The 20,003-nt window shown below is 69.5% G+C and carries 15 protein-coding genes; all 15 read left to right on the top strand.

Annotated elements, in window-relative coordinates; genetic code table 11:
• The first annotated feature begins 131 nt into the window (after positions 1 to 131).
• The 15 genes from L2K70_RS15865 to rpoB all read left to right on the top strand — a co-directional run bounded on the left by L2K70_RS15865 (position 132) and on the right by rpoB (position 19,985).
• On the top strand, positions 132 to 2,672 hold the full coding sequence (locus tag L2K70_RS15865) for a GcvT family protein (RefSeq protein ID WP_236403364.1): 2,541 nt from the start codon (positions 132 to 134) through the stop codon (positions 2,670 to 2,672).
• Positions 2,669 to 3,442, top strand: a complete 774-nt coding sequence (locus L2K70_RS15860; protein WP_236403362.1) for an electron transfer flavoprotein subunit beta/FixA family protein — start codon at positions 2,669 to 2,671, stop codon at positions 3,440 to 3,442. Before L2K70_RS15865 ends, L2K70_RS15860 begins: the two co-directional genes overlap by 4 nt.
• Positions 3,439 to 4,419: an electron transfer flavoprotein subunit alpha/FixB family protein gene (locus L2K70_RS15855; protein ID WP_236403360.1), complete on the top strand. Its 981-nt coding sequence runs from the start codon at positions 3,439 to 3,441 to the stop codon at positions 4,417 to 4,419. Before L2K70_RS15860 ends, L2K70_RS15855 begins: the two co-directional genes overlap by 4 nt.
• Before the next feature lie 529 nt (positions 4,420 to 4,948).
• On the top strand, positions 4,949 to 5,905 hold the full coding sequence (locus L2K70_RS15850; protein WP_236403358.1) for an ABC transporter ATP-binding protein: 957 nt from the start codon (positions 4,949 to 4,951) through the stop codon (positions 5,903 to 5,905).
• An 18-nt stretch (positions 5,906 to 5,923) separates the two neighbouring features.
• Positions 5,924 to 6,697, top strand: coding sequence for an MlaE family ABC transporter permease (locus L2K70_RS15845; RefSeq protein ID WP_236403524.1), 774 nt, complete (start codon positions 5,924 to 5,926; stop codon positions 6,695 to 6,697).
• On the top strand, positions 6,694 to 7,509 hold the full coding sequence (locus L2K70_RS15840) for an MlaE family ABC transporter permease (protein WP_236403354.1): 816 nt from the start codon (positions 6,694 to 6,696) through the stop codon (positions 7,507 to 7,509). Before L2K70_RS15845 ends, L2K70_RS15840 begins: the two co-directional genes overlap by 4 nt.
• A 7-nt stretch (positions 7,510 to 7,516) precedes the next feature.
• Positions 7,517 to 8,791: an MCE family protein gene (locus L2K70_RS15835; RefSeq protein ID WP_236403352.1), complete on the top strand. Its 1,275-nt coding sequence runs from the start codon at positions 7,517 to 7,519 to the stop codon at positions 8,789 to 8,791.
• Positions 8,788 to 9,825 (top strand): MCE family protein, encoded by a 1,038-nt coding sequence (locus tag L2K70_RS15830; protein WP_236403350.1) that lies wholly within the window; start codon positions 8,788 to 8,790, stop codon positions 9,823 to 9,825. Before L2K70_RS15835 ends, L2K70_RS15830 begins: the two co-directional genes overlap by 4 nt.
• A gap of 64 nt (positions 9,826 to 9,889) precedes the next feature.
• Complete coding sequence (locus L2K70_RS15825; RefSeq protein WP_236403347.1) at positions 9,890 to 10,852, top strand: MCE family protein; 963 nt, start codon at positions 9,890 to 9,892, stop codon at positions 10,850 to 10,852.
• Between the two features lie 3 nt (positions 10,853 to 10,855).
• On the top strand, positions 10,856 to 12,007 hold the full coding sequence (locus tag L2K70_RS15820) for an MCE family protein (protein WP_236403344.1): 1,152 nt from the start codon (positions 10,856 to 10,858) through the stop codon (positions 12,005 to 12,007).
• A complete protein-coding gene (locus tag L2K70_RS15815) occupies positions 12,004 to 13,479 on the top strand; it encodes an MCE family protein (protein WP_236403342.1) in 1,476 nt (491 codons plus the stop codon). The genes L2K70_RS15820 and L2K70_RS15815 overlap by 4 nt, the downstream gene beginning before the upstream one ends.
• Complete coding sequence (locus L2K70_RS15810) at positions 13,476 to 14,765, top strand: MCE family protein (protein ID WP_236403339.1); 1,290 nt, start codon at positions 13,476 to 13,478, stop codon at positions 14,763 to 14,765. Before L2K70_RS15815 ends, L2K70_RS15810 begins: the two co-directional genes overlap by 4 nt.
• Before the next feature lie 29 nt (positions 14,766 to 14,794).
• Positions 14,795 to 15,376 (top strand): hypothetical protein, encoded by a 582-nt coding sequence (locus L2K70_RS15805; RefSeq protein WP_236403338.1) that lies wholly within the window; start codon positions 14,795 to 14,797, stop codon positions 15,374 to 15,376.
• Positions 15,373 to 16,152: a J domain-containing protein gene (locus L2K70_RS15800; RefSeq protein WP_236403335.1), complete on the top strand. Its 780-nt coding sequence runs from the start codon at positions 15,373 to 15,375 to the stop codon at positions 16,150 to 16,152. The genes L2K70_RS15805 and L2K70_RS15800 overlap by 4 nt, the downstream gene beginning before the upstream one ends.
• 251 nt (positions 16,153 to 16,403) lie before the next feature.
• Positions 16,404 to 19,985, top strand: a complete 3,582-nt coding sequence (gene rpoB / locus L2K70_RS15795) for a DNA-directed RNA polymerase subunit beta (protein ID WP_236403332.1) — start codon at positions 16,404 to 16,406, stop codon at positions 19,983 to 19,985.
• The last annotated feature ends 18 nt before the right edge of the window (positions 19,986 to 20,003 follow it).

Here is a 20,003-nt window from a genome sequence, read left to right as displayed (position 1 = left end):
GTCCCGCCGCCCCCGAGCCTCCTTGACAGTGCTTGGGGGCGGCGGCGTACATTTGGCGCGTCGCACATAGCGCAACGTGTTGCGCGATGTGCAACTTCCAGAACTCACCGCTCCGCCCAGGAGGCACCCCCATGGCAGAGGTCCCCGCGACCGCCGACGTCGTCGTCATCGGAGCCGGCATCGTCGGCAACAGCCTCGTGCACCACCTCACCCGCCTCGGGTGGAAGAACGTGGTGCAGATCGACAAGGGAGCACTGCCCAACCCGGGCGGCTCGACCGGTCACGCGTCCAACTTCATCTTCACCGTCGACCACTCCCGCGAGATCACCGACATCACGCTCGACTCGGTCGCGCAGTACAAGGAGATGGGTGTCTTCACCGAGTCCGGCGGCTTCGAGATCGCCCGGACCGAGGAGCGCATGGAGGAGCTGCGCCGGCGCATGTCGAGCGCGCGCGCCTGGGGCATCGAGGCCGAGCTGGTCTCGCCCGCCTTCGTGAAGGAGAAGGTCCCCTTCATCGAGGAGGACCAGTTCATCGGCGCCTTCTGGACCCCCGGCGTCGGCGTCGTCGACTCTCTGCGCGCCGGCACGATCATGCGCGAGCGTGCCCAGGCGACCGGTGAGCTCACCGTCGTACCCACCGTCGAGGTCATCGGCCTCGACACCGAGGACGGCCCCCACGGCACCCGCCGGATCACCCGCGTCCGCACGACGGGCGGCGACATCGAGGCGAAGACCGTGGTGATCGCCGCGGGGGTGTGGAGCCCGAAGCTCGGCGACATGGCCGGCATCAGCATCCCGCTGACCCCGGCGGTGCACCAGATGATCAGCGTGGGCCCCTGCCCCCAGCTGACCGAGAAGGAGGGAGAGATCTCCTTCCCGATCATCCGCGACATGGACACCTTCTGCTACGAGCGCCAGCACGGCGCCGACATGGAGGTCGGCTCCTACGCCCACCGCGCGATCCTCCACGAGCCGGAGGACATCCCCTCGATCGAGCAGGCCAAGCTGTCGCCGACCGAGATGCCGTTCACCGAGGACGACTTCGACCCGCAGCTCGAGCAGGCCTACGAGCTGATGCCCGAGCTCCTCGGGGCCGAGGGTGCCGAGATCCGCTACGCCATCAACGGCCTGCTGTCGCTGACCTGCGACGGCAACCCGATCCTCGGCGAGAGCGAGGTCGCGGGCCTCTGGACCGCCGCCGCCGTGTGGATCAAGGAGGGCCCCGGCGTCGGTCGCGCGGTGGCGGAGTGGATGACCCACGGGCACTCCGAGATCGACCTGCACCACAGCGACATCGCTCGCTTCCACCAGCACCAGAAGCGCCGCGAGCACACCCGGCTGCGCACCACCGAGTCGTTCATCAAGACCTACGGCATCGTCCACCCGGCCGAGCAGTACGAGTCCGACCGCGACCAGCGGCTCTCCCCGATGCACGACTCGCAGGCCAAGCTCGGCGCCGTCTTCTTCGAGACCGCCGGCTGGGAGCGGCCCTTCTGGTACGAGTCCAACGCCGACCTCCTCGAGCAGTACGGCGACGCCGTGATGCCGCGCGAGCACGAGTGGGACTCGCGGTGGTGGAGCCCGATCATCAACGCCGAGCACCTCCGGATGCGCGAGGCCGCCGCCGTCATCGACCTGTCGGCCTTCTGCATCTTCGACATCGAGGGCCCCGAGGCGCTCGACGTCGTCCAGCGCACCTGCGTCGCGCAGTGCGACGTCGCCGTCGGCAAGGTGATCTACACGCCGGTGCTCGACGCGAAGGGCGGCTTCCGGTCCGACCTGACCGTGATGCGACTCGGCGACGACCACTTCCGCGTGGTCACCGGCGGCGCCCACGGCATGGCCGACCGCGCCTGGTTCGCAGGCCACCTGCCCGAGGGCGGTACGACGACGCTGACGGACCGCACCGACGACGTCTCGACCATCGGCATCTGGGGTCCCCGCGCCCGCGACATCGTCTCCTCGCTCACCTCCGACGACGTGTCCGACGAGGGATTCGGCTTCCTCACCTGCCGCGAGATCACGTTGTCCCCACCGTCTGGGGCCGGCATCACCGTCCTCGCCTCGCGCATCTCCTACGTCGGCGAGCTCGGCTGGGAGCTCTACGTCCCGATGTCGCAGGCGGCCGACCTGTGGGAGGCGCTGCTCGAGGCCGGTGCACCCCATGGCGCCCGCCCCGCCGGCATCGGGGTCTACGGCACGACCGGTCGCATCGAGAAGGGCTACCGCGCCTACGGCGCCGAGCTCGACGGCGAGCGCAGCATCGTCGAGGCCGGCATGCAGCGCCCGAAGGTCAAGGCGGCCGACTTCGTCGGCAAGGAGGCCTACCTGGCCCAGCGGGAGGCGGAGCCGAAGGCGGTGCTCTGCACCTTGACCGTCGACGACCACACCTCGGCGTCCGGCATGAAGCGCTACATGCTCGGCGGCGAGCCGATCCTGACCCGCGACGGCGGGGCGCTGGCCGACGGCCACGGCCACCACCCCTACGTCACCAGCGCCGGCTCCGCGCCGTCGCTCGGCAAGCACGTGCTGCTCGCCTACCTGCCGCCCGAGCAGGCGACGATCGGCAACGAGCTCGCGGTGTCCTACATGGAGGAGCTCTACCCGGTGACCGTCGGCTCGATCGACGCCACCCCGCTCCTCGACCCCACCAACGAGCGCATCCGATGACGAATCCACTGGTCTGCGTGAAGCGGGTCGTCGACTCGTCGGGCGAGGTCGTCCTCACCGAGGACGGCCAGGGCGTCGACGGCCGCTACGCCGGCTTCACGATGAGCGCCCACGAGGAGTGCGCGGTCGAGCTCGCCGTCCAGGTCGCCGGCGCCACGGACGGCTCCGCCACCGTGATGACGCTCGGCGACGCCGACGCGGTCGAGCAGCTGCGCACGGCGCTCGCGGTCGGCTGCACCGCGGCGACCCACGTCGTCGCTGACGCCCAGGCCTACGGCCCGGCCGACGTCGCGCGCGAGATCGCGGCCGTCGTACGGGACCACGAGGCGGCGGGCACGCCCCACGAGCTGGTCCTCCTCGGCAACGATGCCGCCGACAGCGGGGACTTCCAGGTCGGGATCCGGCTGGCCTACGAGCTGGGCTGGCCCGTCGTCAACGGCGTCAGCACGGTGTCCGTCGCCGACGGCGAGGTGACCGCGAGCGGCGCCGGACCCGACGGCCACGAGACCTACCGGCTGCCGCTCCCCGCGGTGGTCACGATCCTCGAGGGCGGTGTCGAGCCTCGCTACCCGACGGTGCCGGGCCGGATGAAGGCCAAGAAGGCGCCGGTCGAGGAGCGTGAGCCGGTCGCCGCGCCCACCGGCACGGGCCGGTTGCGGCTCGTGCTGCCACCACCGACGCCGTCCAGCGTCGAGATCCTCGGCGAGGGCGCCTCGGCGGCGCCCGCTGTCGTCGACCTGTTCGAGCGGTTGGGGGTGCTGGCGCGATGATCCTCGTCCTGGTGGAGGTCTCGCCCGCGGGCGAGGCCGTCGAGACGTCTCTGGAGGCCGTGACGTTCGCGCGCGACCTCGCGGCGGCGGGTGGCGGCATCCCGATCGACGCGGTCGCGGTCGGCACGCCGGGCGACGACGTCGTCAAGGCGCTGGCCGCCCACGGCGTGCGCCGGATCCACGCCCTCACCGGTGCGGCGTACGACGCCTACTCGGGCGCCGCGTGGGCCGCCGGCGTGATGGGCGTGCGGGAGAAGACGGGCTCGGTCGTCGTGATGGCCTCGGGCACGCCGCGAGGCATGGAGGTGCTCGCGCACGTCGGCGCGCGCACCGGGCTGCCGATGGCGGCCAACGTGGTCTCCTTCAGCAGCCTCTCGCCGTTCACCGTGACCCGGCAGGTCGTCGGCGGACAGGCGCGCGAGGAGATGCAGCTGTCCCAGCGCCCCGCCCTCTTCACCGTCGCCGGCCACGCCGTCCAGGCAGAGGCGGCCGACACCCCGGGCGTCGGCGAGCTGGTCATCGAGACCCCGGACGTCGCCGAGGCCGACCTGGTCGCCCGCGTGGTCTCGACCGAGGAGCCCGAGCCCGACCTCTCCGGCAACCTCAAGTCGGCGCGCGTCGTCGTGGGCGCCGGTCGCGGGGCAGGCTCGGCGGACGGCTTCGGCGACCTGCTCGAGCTCGCCGACCTCCTCGACGCCTCGCTCGGCGTCTCGCGAGTCGTCACCTCCCTCGGCTGGCGCCCGCACCACGAGCAGGTCGGCCAGACCGGCAGCCGGATCTCGCCCGACCTCTACATCCCGTGCGGCATCAGCGGCGCCATCCAGCACTGGGCCGGGTGCAGCAGCGCGAAGAACATCCTCGCGATCAACACCGACCCCGACGCACCGATGGTCACCAAGGCCTCGCACGCCGTCATCGGCGACCTGCACGAGGTGATCCCCGCGATCAACGAGGAGATCAGGCGCCGCCGGGGCTGACAACCTCCGGCGCTGCTCATGCGGGTCAGACCGAGCCCGGCGCGCCACCCTCGACCAGCAGGGCAGCGCCGCAGCCGAGGACGACGTCGGGCTCGGGTCGAGGAACCGCCGAACCAGCGACGCGGGTCGCACGAGGCCGTCCTCGATGGGCGCCTCGTGCCGCAAGTCGAGGGCCATCTCGCGGACACGTGTGGCGGTGGTGGTCCTCGGAACGGCTGACGGAGGGCCACCTCGCGGACACGTGTGGCGGTGGTGGTCCGAGCGGCACCCCTTCACTTCGCGCTGGTGCGCGAGCTCGTCCCCGGCACGCTCCCCGCGAACGGGCCCACGACCGAGCCGGCGATCTCGTCGCGAGCTGTCGCGCGATCGCCGCCGCCATCCGGCCGGAGGGCGCCTGGGTGCCGTCCGGCGGGTGAGCCGGGCGCGCGGCACCGTCAAGGGTGAGTGACGACCATCTCTCCAAGGCGTAACCTCTCGCTCGCATGTCCGTTGGTACTCAGCAGTAGGACGGCGAGGAGGGTCGGCGTACATGGGTGTCGAGATCGTGGTCAACGACCTCTCGAAGTCGTTCGGGAAGCAGTTGATCTGGGGTGACGTCACCCTGACCATCCCGGCGGGCGAGATCTGCGTCATGCTCGGTCCCTCAGGAACGGGCAAGTCGGTCTTCCTCAAGACCCTGATCGGCCTGCTCAAGCCCGACAAGGGCTCGATCATCATCGAGGGCACCGACATCGCGAGCTGCTCGGAGCGCGAGCTCTACGAGATCCGCAAGCTCTTCGGCGTGCTGTTCCAGGACGGCGCGATGTTCGGCTCGATGAACCTCTACGACAACGTGGCCTTCCCGCTGCGCGAGCACACGAGGAAGTCCGAGTCCGAGATCCGCTCGATCGTCATGGAGAAGATGGACCTCGTCGGCCTGCTCGGCGCCGAGGACAAGCTGCCCGGCGAGATCTCCGGCGGCATGCGCAAGCGCGCCGGCCTCGCCCGTGCCCTGGTCCTCGACCCCGAGATCGTGCTCTTCGACGAGCCGGACTCCGGCCTCGACCCCGTGCGTACGGCGTTCCTCAACCAGCTGATCGTCGACCTCAACGCCCAGATCGACGCGACCTTCCTGATCGTCACCCACGACATCAACACCGCGCGGACGGTGCCCGACAACATCGGGCTGCTCTACCACAAGCACCTCGCGATGTTCGGCCCGCGCGAGCAGCTGCTCAGCTCCGAGGAGCCGGTGGTGCGCCAGTTCCTCAACGCGCAGAAGGTCGGCCCGATCGGCATGTCGGAGGAGAAGGACGCCGACGAGCTCGCGGCCGAGGCCGACCAGGAGCTGCCGGCCCTCCCGCCGATCCCGCTGCAGCTCGACCCGTCCAACGGCATCCCGCGTCGCAGCCAGCGTCCCGCGGGGGAGTGGTGCAGGGAGCACGGCGTCACCCCGCCGCCCGGATCCTTCGAGACGGCCAACGCCGGCCTCGCGCCGGGGGCCTGACGACCCGTGTCCACCTCGATGTCCTCGCGGGCGCTTGCCCCCGTCGCGGTCGCTGGCAACCTCTTCGCCTTCGCCCTCGACGTGCTGCGCGCGCTCTTCCGGCGCCCGTTCCAGCTGCGCGAGTTCATCCAGCAGGCCTGGTTCATCGCCTCGGTCACGATCGTCCCGACGGCGCTGGTCGCCATCCCGTTCGGTGCGGTCATCGCCCTGCAGGTCGGCGGGCTGATCAAGCAGTTCGGCGCCCAGTCGTTCACCGGCTCCGCGTCCGTGCTCGCCGTGATCCAGCAGGCGGCGCCGATCGGCACCGCGCTGCTCATCGCCGGCGCGGGCGGCTCCGCGATCGCCGCCGACCTCGGCGCCCGCAAGATCCGCGAGGAGCTCGACGCGATGATGGTGCTGGGCATCGACCCCATCCAGCGCCTCGTCGTCCCGCGCGTGCTGGCCTGCATGCTCGTCGCGTTCTTCCTCAACGGCATGGTCAGCGTGGTCGGCGTGACCGGCGGCTACGTCTTCAACGTGATCCTCCAGGACGGCACGCCCGGCGCCTACCTCGCCAGCTTCACCGCGCTCGCCCAGCTGCCCGACCTCTGGATCGGCCTGATCAAGGCACTCGTCTTCGGCGTCATCGCGGCGATCGTGGCGTCCTACAAGGGCATGAACGCCAACGGCGGTCCGAAGGGCGTCGGCGACGCGGTCAATGAGTCGGTGGTCATCACCTTCCTCCTGCTCTTCGTCGCCAACTTCGTGCTGAGCCTGATCTACCTCCAGATCATCCCGCCGAAGGGAGGATGACCGTGGCCATCAAGCCCCTCGCCTCCCTCGAGACCCTCGGTGGCCAGCTCGCCTTCCACCTCGGCGTGCTCAAGGCCATCCCGCGCTCGGTCACCCGCTACCCCCGCGAGATCATGCGGATCCTCGCCGAGGTCACCCTCGGCACCGGTGCCCTCGCGGTCATCGGCGGCACGGTCGGCGTCATCATCGGCATGACCTTCTTCACCGGCGCCCAGGTCGGTCTGTCCGGCTTCGCGGCCCTCGACCAGCTCGGCACGGCGGCGTTCTCCGGCTTCGTGTCCGCCTACTTCAACACTCGCGAGATCGCGCCGCTCGTGGCCGGCATCGCCCTGGCCGCCACCGTCGGGTGTGGCTTCACCGCCCAGCTCGGCGCGATGCGCATCTCGGAGGAGGTGGACGCCCTCGAGGTGATGGCGATCCCCTCGATGCCGTTCCTCGTCGCCACCCGCGTGGTCGGCGGCCTGATCGCGATCATCCCGCTGTACGTCGTCGGGCTGCTGTCGTCGTACTTCGCGAGCCGGCTGGTGGTGACCCAGTTCTACGGGCAGTCCGCCGGCACCTACGACCACTACTTCAACGCGTTCCTGCCGCCCGGCGACGTGCTGTGGTCCTTCGGCAAGGTCCTGGTCTTCGCGGTCACGGTCATCCTGATCCACTGCTACCACGGCTACAACGCCTCCGGCGGCCCCGCCGGGGTGGGTGTCGCCGTGGGCCGCGCCGTCCGCTCGAGCATCGTGGCCATCAACGTGCTCGACCTGCTGCTCTCCATGGCCATCTGGGGCGCCTCGACCACCGTGCGGCTGGCGGGGTGAGCGGTCGATGAAGCTCAAGGCACTCGGCGTCGTCTTCGTCGCCCTCATGCTCGCTGCGGTGTGGGTCACCTACGGGGTGTTCACCGACAAGTTCTCCGACTACGACGAGGTGACGGTCAAGGCGTCCAAGATCGGGCTGCAGCTGCCCAAGCGGGCAGACGTCAAGATCCGCGGCGTCATCGTCGGCGAGGTGCTCGACTACGAGCCCACCCAGGACGGCGCCGACATCACGCTGGGGCTCTACCCGGACCGCACCGCCGAGATTCCCGAGGACGTCACCGCCTCGATCCTGCCCAAGACGCTGTTCGGCGAGAAGTTCGTCTCGCTCATCCCGCCCCAGGGCGGGTCGTCCGCCCGCCCGATCCGGGCCGGCGACGTCATCCAGCGGACCGACCTGTCGATCGAGGTCGAGAAGGTCCTCAGCGACCTCTACCCGCTGCTCCGCGCGGTGCAGCCCGCCGACCTCAACACCACGCTCAACGCGGTCGCCACCGCCCTCGAGGGCCGCGGCGAGCAGGTCGGGCAGACCATCGAGACGTTGGACGACTACCTGACCCGCTTCAACCCCGAGCTGCCCGGCCTCGTGGAGGACCTGCGGCTCACCGCCCGGGTGTCCGACACCTACGCCGACGTGCTGCCCGAGGTCGCGACCATCCTCCGCAACACGATCACCACCACGACGACGCTGGAGGACCGCGAGGAGAAGCTCCAGGCGCTCTTCAACGACGTCTCGAAGTTCTCCGCCGTCGCCGAGCGGTTCACCCGCGCCAACGGCGACAACCTCGTCCGGCTCGGCCAGCTGGGGGCCGCCCAGCTCGCCGTCCTCGCGAAGTACGCGCCGGAGTACCCCTGCCTGCTGGGCGGCATCGTCGGCGCGGGCAAGCTCCAGGCCGAGGCGTTCCGCGGCTTCACGTTGCACATCGTGCTCGAGACGCTCCCCAACCAACCGCGTGGCTACGGCCCGCAGGACGTCCCGGTCTACGGCGCGAAGAACGACCCCTACTGCGGCACCCTGCCCAACCCGCCGTGGACGCAGGCCAACCCGTTCCGCAACCAGCCCGACTTCGTCGACGGCGTTAACTCGCCGACCGGCAAGGGCACCAGCCGCGTCGCTCCCGGCTGGTCCGGGACTGCGGCGGGCTACGCCGGTGGCCGCGACGAGTCGGCGCTGCTCAAGGGGCTGCTCGCACCCGGCCTCGGCGTCGGCGCGGACGACGTACCCGACCTCGGCGTGCTGCTCGTCGCCCCGATGGCGCGTGGGGCGGAGGTGTCGCTGCGATGAGCCCCGTGCTGGACAAGAAGACCTCCGTCGACCTGGTCAAGCTCCTCGTCTTCGTCGTCGTCACCTCGCTCGCGACCGCCGTCCTCGTGGTCACGATCGGCAACCTGAGCTTCGCCGACTCGCGCGAGTACAAGGCCGAGTTCACCGACGCGACGGGGGTCAACAAGGGCGACGACATCCGGGTCGCCGGCGTGCGCGTCGGCTCCGTCGACAAGGTCGAGATCATCGACCGCAGTCGCGCGCTCATCAGCTTCACCGTGGACCAGCGCACGTCGGTCAACGGCGGCACCTTCGCCTCCATCCGCTACCGCAACCTCGTCGGGCAGCGCTACATCTCCCTGACCCAGGAAGTCGGCGACACCCAGCGGCTTCCCGCCGGTACGACGATCCCCGTGTCCCGCACGCGACCCGCGCTCGACCTCACCATCCTGTTCAACGGCTTCAAGCCGCTCTTCCAGGCCCTGTCGCCCGACGACGTCAACAAGCTCTCCTTCGAGCTCATCCAGGTCTTCCAGGGCGAGGGCGGCACCTTGGAGGGTCTGCTGGCGCACACCGCATCGGTCACCAACACGCTCGCCGACCGCGACGAGGTCATCGGTGACCTGATCGACAACCTCTCGCTCGTGCTCGACCACGTGGCCGACCGCGACAAGCAGCTGACCCGGCTGATCCAGTCCTTCCGCACCCTGGTCGGCGGCCTCAAGCAGGACCGCAACGCGATCCTCGGCTCGCTCGACGACGTGTCGGCCCTCTCGGTCGAGACCGCCTCGCTGGTCGACGGCATCCGCGAGCCGTTCGTCAAGGACATCAAGGAGCTGCGGACCGTCGCGGGCAACATCGACAAGAACAAGGCCGAGCTCGACCGCGCCCTGCAGGTCCTGCCCATCAAGCTCAACAAGATCGGCCGCACCGCGATCTACGGCTCGTTCTTCAACTTCTACCTCTGCGAGTTCCAGGGCCGGGTCAACCTGCCCAACAACGTCTCGCTCCCGGTCAAGTACCAGACCGGCTCCGACAGGTGTGATCTCGGATGAAGTCACCCCACGCCGTTCTACTCCTCCGCTCCGCTCCCCCGAACAACGCCGAGGGGACCCCGACATGAAGCCGTTCCGGGAGCGCAACCCGATCCTCGTGGGCGCCGTGAGCATCGTCGTGATGGCGATGCTGCTGGTGGCCGCGCTGCGCGCCGACGACCTGCCGATCATCGGTGGCGGGGACACCTACCACGCCATGTTCAGCGAGGCGGGCGGCCTGAAGGCCGGCGACGAGGTCCGGATCGCCGGCGTGCGCGTCGGCAAGGTCGACGACATCGCCCTCGACGACGGCCAGGTCAACGTGACCTTCAAGGTCGACGAGTCCGCCGACTTCGGGTCCGAGACCCGGGCCGCCATCAAGGTCAAGACGATCCTCGGCGCCATGTTCCTCGCCCTCGAGCCCGCCGGCAGCGGTCAGCTCAAGGAGGACGGGACCATCCCCGCCTCCCGGACCTCCTCGCCGTTCGACGTGGTCGAGGCGTTCGAGGGCCTCGCGTCCACCTCGGAGAAGATCGACACCGACCAGCTCGCCGAGTCCCTCACGACCCTCGCCGACCTGACCCGCAACACCCCCGAGGAGTTCCGTGGGGCGCTGTCGGGCCTGAGCCGTCTCTCGGCCAACATCGCCGAGAAGGACGAGCAGCTCAACACGCTGCTGGTGAACCTCGAGCGGGTCTCGACCGTCCTCGACGAGCGCGACGACGACATCATCAAGCTGATGGAGGACAGCGACGTGCTGTTCCGCGCGCTGGTCGCCCGCCGCGACGCCGTCCACCAGCTCCTGGTCTCGACCACGAGGCTGTCCAAGGAGCTGTCCGCGCTGATCGCGGACTCCCGAGAGGACCTCGCGCCCGCGCTCGCGCACCTGGAGAACGTCGTGGCCGTGCTCAACAAGAACGAGGACAACCTCGACAGCAGCCTGCGGCTGATGGCGCCGTTCTACCGCGTCTTCGCCAACACGCTCGGCAACGGCCCGTGGTTCGACACGTGGATCTCCAACTTCCCTCCCGTCCCGCAGGTGGGCTGACCCATGGACCTCGTGAAGCGCCTCCTCGTCCCCCTCGTCGTGCTCGCCTTCGTCGTGGCGGCCGCCGTCAGCGTCTTCGGTGGCGACACCGGCCGGACGGTCGTCGCCCACTTCCCGCGGGCGATCTCGGTCTACGAGGGCAGCGACGTCCGCGTGCTCGGCGTACCGGTGGGCACCGTGACGAAGGTCGAGCCCACCGGCACCGACGTGACGGTCACGATGACGTACGACGACAGCGTCAGGCTGCCGGCCGACGCCCGGGCGGTGATCATCGCGCCTGCGGTGGTGGGCGACCGCTACGTCCAGCTCACGCCTGCCTACTCCGGCAGCGGCGACGTGCTGGCCGACGGGGCGGAGCTGAGCGTCGACCAGACCTCGCAGCCGCTCGAGCTCGACCAGATCTACGACAGTCTCGACCGGCTCAACGTGGCGCTCGGTCCCAACGGCGCCAACAAGGACGGCGCGCTGTCCGACCTGCTGTCCGTGACGGCCGACAACTTCGGGGGCCAGGGCACCACGTTCCGTCAGACGATCAAGGACTTCTCCCGCCTCAGCGCAACGCTCTCGGGCAACAAGGAGGAGCTCTTCGGGTCGGTCCGGGCCCTCGAGGGCTTCATGAAGACCCTGGCGGACAACGACCAGACGGTCCGCCGGTTCAACCAGTCCCTCGCCGACGTCTCGACGATGCTCGCGGGGGAGCGCCAGGAGCTGGTGGCGGCGACGAAGAACCTCTCGACGGCGCTCACGGACGTGAAGACGTTCGTCGAGGACAACAAGGACTCGCTCAGCCGCAACATCACCGGACTCAACCGGGTCTCCAAGGTGCTGGTGCGCCAGCGCGACTCCCTCGACGAGATCCTCCACGTGGCGCCCGGGGCGCTCAACAACCTCGGGCTGACCTACAACCCGCAGGCCGGGACCCTCGACACCCGCGCGAACCTCGGTGAGGCCATCAACCAGATCCAGTACGACCCCGCCGCGCTGCTCTGCGGCTTCGTCAGCCAGGTGGAGCGGTCCGGCCAGGTCTGCAACACGATCACCCAGCTCCTCCCCAAGAACCGGCCCGCCGCGCTCGGCAAGCCCGACACGCTCCCCGCCCAGGACGTCTTCGACCCGACGCTCGGCGGCCTCGTCGCCCCGGAGGTGGACCGATGACGCGGATGGTGCGCTGGAAGGCGCTGGTCTGCGCGGTGCTCGCGGCCATGTTCATGTCGGCCTGCGACGCCAGCGTCTACTCGCTGCCGCTCCCGGGTGGCCCGGACGTCGGCGACGACCCGATGACCATCAAGATCGAGTTCGCCGACGTGCTCGACCTCGTGCCCCAGTCCACGGTCAAGGTCAACGACGTCAGCGTCGGCAAGGTGACCGCGATCGACCTGAAGGGCTACCAGGCGCTCGTCACGGTCCAGGTCCGGGGCGATGTCGACCTGCCCGGCAACGCCGTCGCCGAGCTGCGCCAGACCAGCCTGCTCGGTGAGAAGTTCGTCGAGCTGCGGGCCCCCGACGAGGGAGCGATCGCGACCCGGATGAAGGACGGTGCCGTCATCCCGATCGACCGCTCCGGCCGCAACCCGGAGGTCGAGGAGGTCCTGGGTGCGCTGAGCCTGCTCCTCAACGGCGGTGGGGTCGCGCAGCTCAAGACCATTACCCAGGAGCTCAACAAGGCTCTCGACGGACGGGAGGACTCCGCCCGCTCGGTCCTTGAGCAGCTGCGGGTGTTCACCGGTCAGCTCGACGAGAACAAGCAGGACATCGTCGAGGCGATCGAGTCGCTCAACCGGCTCGCCCTCGCCGCCGAGAAGCAGCTGCCGACGATCGACAAGGCCCTCGAGGAGCTGCCCAGCGCCCTCGACTCGATCAATCGGCAGCGCGACGACCTCGTGGAGATGCTGAAGGCGCTCGACCGGCTGTCCTCGGTCGCGGTCGACGTCATCGCCGAGTCCAAGGACGCCACGATCACCTCGCTGCAGCGGCTCGACCCGGTCCTGACGCAGCTCGCCGCGTCGGGTGACGACTTCACCAACGCCTTCAACGTCTTCCTGACCTACCCCTTCGTCGACGAGTCGGTCGGCCGCGACCCGCAGGTGGCGCGCAACCTGCACATGGGTGACTACACGAACCTCTCGATCACCCTCGACATCGACCTGACCGCGCTGCCCTCGGAGCTCCCGACCAAGCTGCCGACCAGCCTGCCCACGGAGGCGTGCATCCCGCTGAGCCAGCTCCCGCAGGACGGCCCGCTGCCCGACACCAGCAAGCTGTGCCAGGACGCGGTCACCGCGATCAACAAGTGCCTCGAGGGCCTCCAGCGCGGTGACGTCACCGCCTGCCTCGGCCTGCCCGGGTCGGTCATCTCGGCGGTCTGCCAGCAGTACCCCGTGCCCGGTCTCTGCGGCGGTGACACGGCCCTGCCGACCCCATCCATCCCGACCAGCCTCCCGCCGCTGCCGACCATCACCCTTCCCACCGGCCTCCCGAGCGTCCCGGTCCTCGGCGGGTTGAACAGACCAGGGGCAGGGAGGACCTCGCCGCCCGACGCGCGACGCGGACCCACGGTGCGCGAGCTGACCGAGCTCTACGACCCCGCACTCGTCAGCCTCCTCGTCCCCGGGATGGTGCAGCGATGATCACCCGTCGGACCAAGCTCCAGCTGCTCGTCTTCGCGCTCATCACCCTGGTCGGCGTGAGCTTCGTCGGCGCCCGCTACGCACGGCTCGACCGCGTGTTCCTCGACCAGAGCTACACCGTCGTGGCGCACTTCGCCGACTCCGGTGGAGCGTTCGCCGGTGCCGAGGTGTCCTACCGGGGCGTGCGGGTCGGCCAGGTCGACCGGCTCGACCTGACGAAGGACGGCGTCGACATCGTCCTCGACATCGACAACGACCACGCCGACATCCCCGCCGACGCGACGGCCCTGGTCGGCAACCGGTCGGCGGTCGGTGAGCAGTACGTCGAGCTGCAGCCGCAGAGCGACAAGGGTCCCTACCTGCGCGACGGCTCCGAGATCGCCCGTGACCGTACGGCGGTCCCGATCGCGACCGACACCCTCCTCACCCACCTCGACGAGACGGTGCGCAGCGTCGACCAGGACGACCTCCGCACGGTCACCTCGGAGTTCGGGCTGGCCTTCAACGGGGCCGGCGAGGACCTACAGACGATCCTCGACAGCAGCAGCTCGTTCATCACCACCGCCCAGCAGAACTTCGACGTGACCGTCGACCTGATCCGTGACAGCAACACCGTGCTCAACGGGCAGATCGACTCCGAACGGGCGTTCCGCCGCTTCGCGCGCGACCTGTCGACGTTCTCCACGACGGTCGCCGACCACGACAAGGACCTGCGCCGGCTCATCGACAACGGATCGCTCGGCGCCAACGAGCTCCGCGTCTTCCTCGAGGACAACGAGGTCGAGCTCGGCGAGCTCATCAACAACCTGGTCACCACCGGCGAGGTCGTCGTCAAGCACCTCGACGGCATCCAGCAGCTGCTCGTGATCTACCCCTACGTGGTGGAGGGCGGCTACACCGTCGTGGCCAAGTCGCCGGGCACGGGCCTCTACGACGCCCACTTCGGGATGATCCTCACGCAGGACCCCCCGGTGTGCCACGGGGGCTACGAGGGCACCGACCGTCGCTCGCCGCTCGACGGCAGCAACCGGCCGATGAAGGAGGACACGCGCTGCACCGAGCCGGCGTCGAAGTCCAACGCGCGCGGCGCCCAGAACATCCAGTCGCCGCGACCGGCCACCGGCTGGGGCACCGCCGACTTCGCCTACGACCCCCAGAGCGGCGCCCTGACCTCCGACCCCGCCGAGGTGGCCCGGCTGGAGCGCGCCGGTAGCGTGGCCCCGCCCAGCCTCGGAGAGGAGACGTGGAAGTGGCTCTACCTCCAGCCCCTGCTGGCTCGCGACTGACGCAGACCCTGACTCCGCGGGTCCGGGTCTTGATCGCCTCCGCGCTGGCGCTGGTGGTGGTCGTCTGCGTCGCGCTCCTCGTCTGGCTGTCCGTCTCCGACCGCGCGTCGGCCGACGGAGGCCTCGACCTGCCCGCCGAGCGCGAGGAGGCGATGAGCCTCACCGACCAGTTCGTGAAGCGGCTCGGCACCTACAGCCCCGACATGGTCGACGACTCCGGGCAGATGCCGGCCTACCGCGACCAGGTGCGCGAGGTGATCACGCCGAAGTTCGCGGCCGACTTCGAGAAGGAGGTCGGCACCGCCGAGCAGCTCGTCGCGCAGGGTGGCATCACCCGCACCGCCGACGTCTTCGCGACCGCCGTGTCGTCCATCGACGACGACTCCGCCCGCGTCCTGGTCGCCGGCGCGTTCACCGACAGCTACGAGCAAGGCACCGGCAAGAAGGCGACCACCGTCGACCAGGAGCCGCTGCCGTTCCGCTTCCTCGTGGACCTCGTGGTGATCGACGGGAAGTGGCTCGTCGACGACTTCTCGCCGGTCACGAGCGCCGACGACGAGGGCGGCACCATCACGCCGCAGGGCGACCCGACCGAGGGGAGCACGCCGTGAGCGACGCCCCCACCTGGTACGACGTCCTCGGCGTCCCCCGCGACGCCTCCGCCGACGAGATCCGTGCGGCCTGGAAGTTCCAGATCGCCGACCTCGACCCGGGCGAGCGCCGCTTCGATGCCCTCAACCGGGCCGCGAAGGTCCTCCTCGACCCCGCCGCGCGGGCGTCGTACGACGTCGAGCACCCGGCACGCGAGGACGAGGAGGGCGAGGCCGCGGCCGAGACCACCGCCCCGCTGGTCGAGGACGGCGCCCCGGCGCCCGTCACGAGGCCACGACCGGAGAAGTCCGGCGTGCCCGGCTGGCTGCTCATCGGGCTCGGGCTCCTGGCGGCGGGCCTGGTCGTGGCCACCGTCTGGACGTGGGTCGCCCGCGACGGCGGAGGAGACGACTCCGCCGCGCGCGCGGCGCAGGTGGCGGCCGAGCGAGCCGTCGTGCCGGTGCTGTCCTACGACTACGAGCACCTCGACGAGGACCAGAAGGCCGCCCAGGCGCTGATGACGGGCAGCTACCGCCAGGAGTACGACAAGCTCTTCACGGTCCTGGAGGAGAACGCGCCCGAGACGCAGACCAAGGTGACCGCCTCCGTGGTCGCCTCGGGGATCGTCCGTGCCTCCGACGACCGGGTGCAGGTGCTGGTCTTCGTGGACCGCCCGACCACCAACAAGCTCAACCCCGAGCCGGTCGTCTACAAGGACCAGGTGACGCTCTCGATGCAGCTCGTCGACGGCACGTGGCTGGTCGACGACATGGCCACCTCGCCCGTCCAGGGCTGAGCCCGCACCACCCGGACGCGTGCCGGTCGCCCACCCCGATCGGCGCGTTCTGCTTGACCCGGGGGCCCGGGGAGTTCATAGTCATCGGCAACGCGTGGCGTTCCCTCCGGGAGCTTGACCCCGCGTTTGAGGTGCGCCCGCATGTGCGCTATCGTGTCTCTTTGCGCCTGCCCTCAGATGCCCGACGCCCTCCGGACGGCGTTAGCGGTGGTCGGCCGGCGCCGATCATTGCTCATTTGTGAGGACACCTCTTGGCCGCGCGCAGCTCCGCTGGTAACCACCGTCGCACCTCTTTCGCAAAGATCACCGAACCTCTCGAGGTTCCCCCCCTCATCTCGCTCCAGACGAGCAGCTTCGACTGGCTGGTCGGCGGAGAGCGCTGGGAGGCGGAGGTGGCAGCCCGTCGGGCCGCCGGTGAGGACGTCTCCGAGAAGACCGGTCTGCAGGAGATCTTCGAGGAGATCTCCCCGATCGAGGACTTCTCCGAGACGATGATGCTCTCCTTCGACAACCCGGTCTTCCTCGACGAGAAGTACACCGAGGAGGAGTGCAAGGAGAAGGACTTCACCTACTCCCGGCCCCTCTACGTCTCGGCCGAGTTCATGAACCACGAGACCGGTGAGATCAAGGGCCAGACGGTCTTCATGGGCGACTTCCCCATGATGACCCGCAAGGGCACCTTCATCATCAACGGCACCGAGCGCGTCGTCGTCTCGCAGCTCGTGCGCTCGCCCGGCGTCTACTTCGAGTCGACCCCGGACAAGACCTCGGACAAGGACATCTACACCGCCAAGCTCATCCCGAGCCGTGGCGCGTGGCTGGAGTTCGAGATCGACAAGCGCGACCTGGTCGGCGTCCGCCTCGACCGCAAGCGCAAGCAGAACGTCACCGTGCTCCTCAAGGCGCTCGGCTGGACCACCGAGCAGATCCGCGAGGAGTTCGGCCAGTACGAGTCGATGATGCTGACGCTCGAGAAGGACAGCGTCCGCTACGAGGTCGTGCAGGAGGACCTGCAGAAGAAGGCGCGGGGCGAGGCCCCGACCGCCGAGCAGATCAACGACGAGGTCACCCGCCTCGCGCTGCTCGACATCTACCGCAAGCTCCGCCCGGGCGAGCCGCCGACGGCCGAGGCCGCGCAGACGCTGCTGAACAACTACTACTTCAACGGCAAGCGCTACGACCTCGCGAAGGTCGGCCGCTACAAGATCAACAAGAAGCTCGGCCTCCACGAGGCGTTCGACCAGCAGACGCTGACCATCGACGACATCGTGGCCGCCATCCGCTACGTCGTGCAGCTGCACGCCGCGGGTGACGTGGTCGAGGCGCCCGACCTGGTCGACGCCTCCGGTGCCGTCGTCGAGGGCCCCGACGGTGCCCCCGTCAAGGTGCAGGCCGACGACATCGACCACTTCGGCAACCGCCGCATGCGCACGGTCGGCGAGCTCATCCAGAACCAGCTCCGCACGGGCCTGGCCCGCATGGAGCGCGTGGTCCGCGAGCGGATGACGACCCAGGACGTCGAGGCGATCACGCCGCAGTCCCTGATCAACATCCGTCCCGTCGTGGCGGCGCTGAAGGAGTTCTTCGGCACCTCGCAGCTCTCGCAGTTCATGGACCAGACCAACCCGATCGCGGGCCTGACGCACAAGCGTCGCCTCTCCGCGCTCGGTCCCGGTGGTCTGTCCCGTGACCGCGCCGGCATGGAGGTCCGTGACGTCCACCCGTCGCACTACGGCCGCATGTGCCCGATCGAGACCCCGGAAGGCCCCAACATCGGCCTGATCGGCTCGCTCGCGTCCTACGGACGGATCAACCCGTTCGGCTTCGTCGAGACCCCCTACCGCAAGGTCGAGGGTGGCGTGGTCACCGACCAGATCGACTACCTGACCGCCGACGACGAGGACCGCTACGTCATCGCGCAGGCCAACGCGCCGCTCGACGCCAAGATGCGCTTCGTCGAGGAGCGCGTCCTGGTCCGCCAGAAGAACGGCGAGGTCGACGCGATCCTGCGCGACGAGGTCGACTACATGGACGTCTCCCCGCGCCAGATGGTGTCGGTCGCGACGGCCCTGATCCCGTTCCTCGAGCACGACGACGCCAACCGCGCGCTCATGGGCGCCAACATGCAGCGCCAGGCCGTGCCGCTCATCACGAGCGACAGCCCGCTGGTCGGTACCGGCATGGAGTACCGCGCCGCCGTCGACGCCGGTGACGTGGTCGTCGCCGACAACGCCGGAGTGGTGAAGGAGGTCTCCGCCGACGCCATCGAGACGATGAACGACGACGGCACCTACCAGACCTACCGCCTGGCCAAGTTCCGTCGTTCCAACCAGGGCACCTGCATCAACCAGCGCCCGCTGGTGAAGGCCGGCGACCGCCTCGAGGTCGGTACGCCGATCGCCGACGGCCCCTGCACCGACGACGCCGAGATGGCGCTGGGCACCAACCTGCTCGTCGCCTTCATGCCGTGGCAGGGTCACAACTACGAGGACGCGATCATCCTCAGCCAGCGCCTGGTGCAGGAGGACGTCCTCACCTCGATCCACATCGAGGAGCACGAGGTCGACGCCCGCGACACCAAGCTCGGCCCCGAGGAGATCACGCGGGACATCCCCAACGTCTCCGAGGAGGGCCTGGCCGACCTCGACGAGCGCGGCATCATCCGCATCGGCGCCGAGGTCACCACCGGTGACATCCTGGTCGGCAAGGTCACGCCCAAGGGCGAGACCGAGCTCACCCCCGAGGAGCGCCTGCTCCGCGCGATCTTCGGCGAGAAGGCGCGCGAGGTGCGCGACACCTCGATGAAGGTGCCGCACGGTGAGTCCGGCACGGTCATCGGCGTGCGGGTCTTCGACCGCGAGGAGGGCGACGACCTTCCTCCGGGCGTCAACCAGCTCGTCCGGGTCTACGTCGCCCAGAAGCGCAAGATCTCGGTCGGCGACAAGCTCGCCGGACGCCACGGCAACAAGGGCGTCATCGCCAAGATCCTGCCCGTCGAGGACATGCCGTTCATGGAGGACGGCACCCCGGTCGACGTCGTGCTCAACCCGCTGGGTGTGCCGCGACGCATGAACATCGGCCAGATCCTCGAGCTCCACCTCGGCTGGCTCGCCAAGCAGGGTTGGGACCTCAACCTGTCGGGCGAGAAGGGTGAGTCGGACTGGAAGAAGCGCCTCATCGCGATCGGCGCCGACAAGGCCGACCCCGACACCAAGGTCGCCACCCCGGTGTTCGACGGTGCACGCGAGGACGAGATCACCGGTCTCCTCGGCTCCACCCTGCCCAACCGTGACGGTGAGCGGATGGTCAAGGAGGACGGCAAGGCCAACCTCTTCGACGGTCGCTCAGGTGAGCCGTTCCCGGAGCCGGTGGCCGTGGGCTACATGTACATCCTCAAGCTGCACCACCTCGTCGACGACAAGATCCACGCTCGCTCGACCGGCCCCTACTCGATGATCACGCAGCAGCCCCTGGGTGGTAAGGCCCAGTTCGGTGGCCAGCGGTTCGGCGAGATGGAGGTCTGGGCGATGGAGGCCTACGGAGCGGCCTACGCCCTCCAGGAGCTCCTGACGATCAAGTCCGACGACGTGCCGGGTCGCGTGAAGGTCTACGAGGCCATCGTCAAGGGCGAGAACATCCCCGACTCGGGCATCCCGGAGTCGTTCAAGGTGCTCGTCAAGGAGATGCAGTCCCTCTGCCTCAACGTGGAGGTGCTGTCGCAGGACGGCACGGCCATCGCGTTGAAGGACGCGGAGGAGGACGTCTTCCGCGCGGCCGAGGAGCTCGGCATCGACCTGTCGCGGCGCGAGCCGAGCAGCGTCGAAGAAGTCTGAGGTGAGTCCCGGGCGGCG

The sequence above is a fragment of the Nocardioides potassii genome (genome assembly GCF_021648885.1).
In the GTDB taxonomy this organism is placed as follows: domain Bacteria; phylum Actinomycetota; class Actinomycetes; order Propionibacteriales; family Nocardioidaceae; genus Nocardioides; species Nocardioides potassii.
Note: the sequence above shows the minus strand (reverse complement) of the source record. Positions and strands in the feature narration are given on the sequence as shown.

Excerpts from the sequence above, each read along its gene's own strand:
- L2K70_RS15855 (WP_236403360.1), top strand. The coding sequence starts at position 3,439 with ATGATCCTCGTCCTGGTGGAGGTCTCGCCCGCGGGCGAGGCCGTCGAG.
- L2K70_RS15845 (WP_236403524.1), top strand. The coding sequence starts at position 5,924 with ATGTCCTCGCGGGCGCTTGCCCCCGTCGCGGTCGCTGGCAACCTCTTC.
- L2K70_RS15835 (WP_236403352.1), top strand. The coding sequence starts at position 7,517 with ATGAAGCTCAAGGCACTCGGCGTCGTCTTCGTCGCCCTCATGCTCGCT.
- L2K70_RS15865 (WP_236403364.1), top strand. The coding sequence starts at position 132 with ATGGCAGAGGTCCCCGCGACCGCCGACGTCGTCGTCATCGGAGCCGGC.
- L2K70_RS15850 (WP_236403358.1), top strand. The coding sequence starts at position 4,949 with ATGGGTGTCGAGATCGTGGTCAACGACCTCTCGAAGTCGTTCGGGAAG.
- L2K70_RS15860 (WP_236403362.1), top strand. The coding sequence starts at position 2,669 with ATGACGAATCCACTGGTCTGCGTGAAGCGGGTCGTCGACTCGTCGGGC.
- L2K70_RS15830 (WP_236403350.1), top strand. The coding sequence starts at position 8,788 with ATGAGCCCCGTGCTGGACAAGAAGACCTCCGTCGACCTGGTCAAGCTC.
- L2K70_RS15820 (WP_236403344.1), top strand. The coding sequence starts at position 10,856 with ATGGACCTCGTGAAGCGCCTCCTCGTCCCCCTCGTCGTGCTCGCCTTC.
- L2K70_RS15810 (WP_236403339.1), top strand. The coding sequence starts at position 13,476 with ATGATCACCCGTCGGACCAAGCTCCAGCTGCTCGTCTTCGCGCTCATC.
- L2K70_RS15815 (WP_236403342.1), top strand. The coding sequence starts at position 12,004 with ATGACGCGGATGGTGCGCTGGAAGGCGCTGGTCTGCGCGGTGCTCGCG.
- L2K70_RS15825 (WP_236403347.1), top strand. The coding sequence starts at position 9,890 with ATGAAGCCGTTCCGGGAGCGCAACCCGATCCTCGTGGGCGCCGTGAGC.
- L2K70_RS15840 (WP_236403354.1), top strand. The coding sequence starts at position 6,694 with ATGACCGTGGCCATCAAGCCCCTCGCCTCCCTCGAGACCCTCGGTGGC.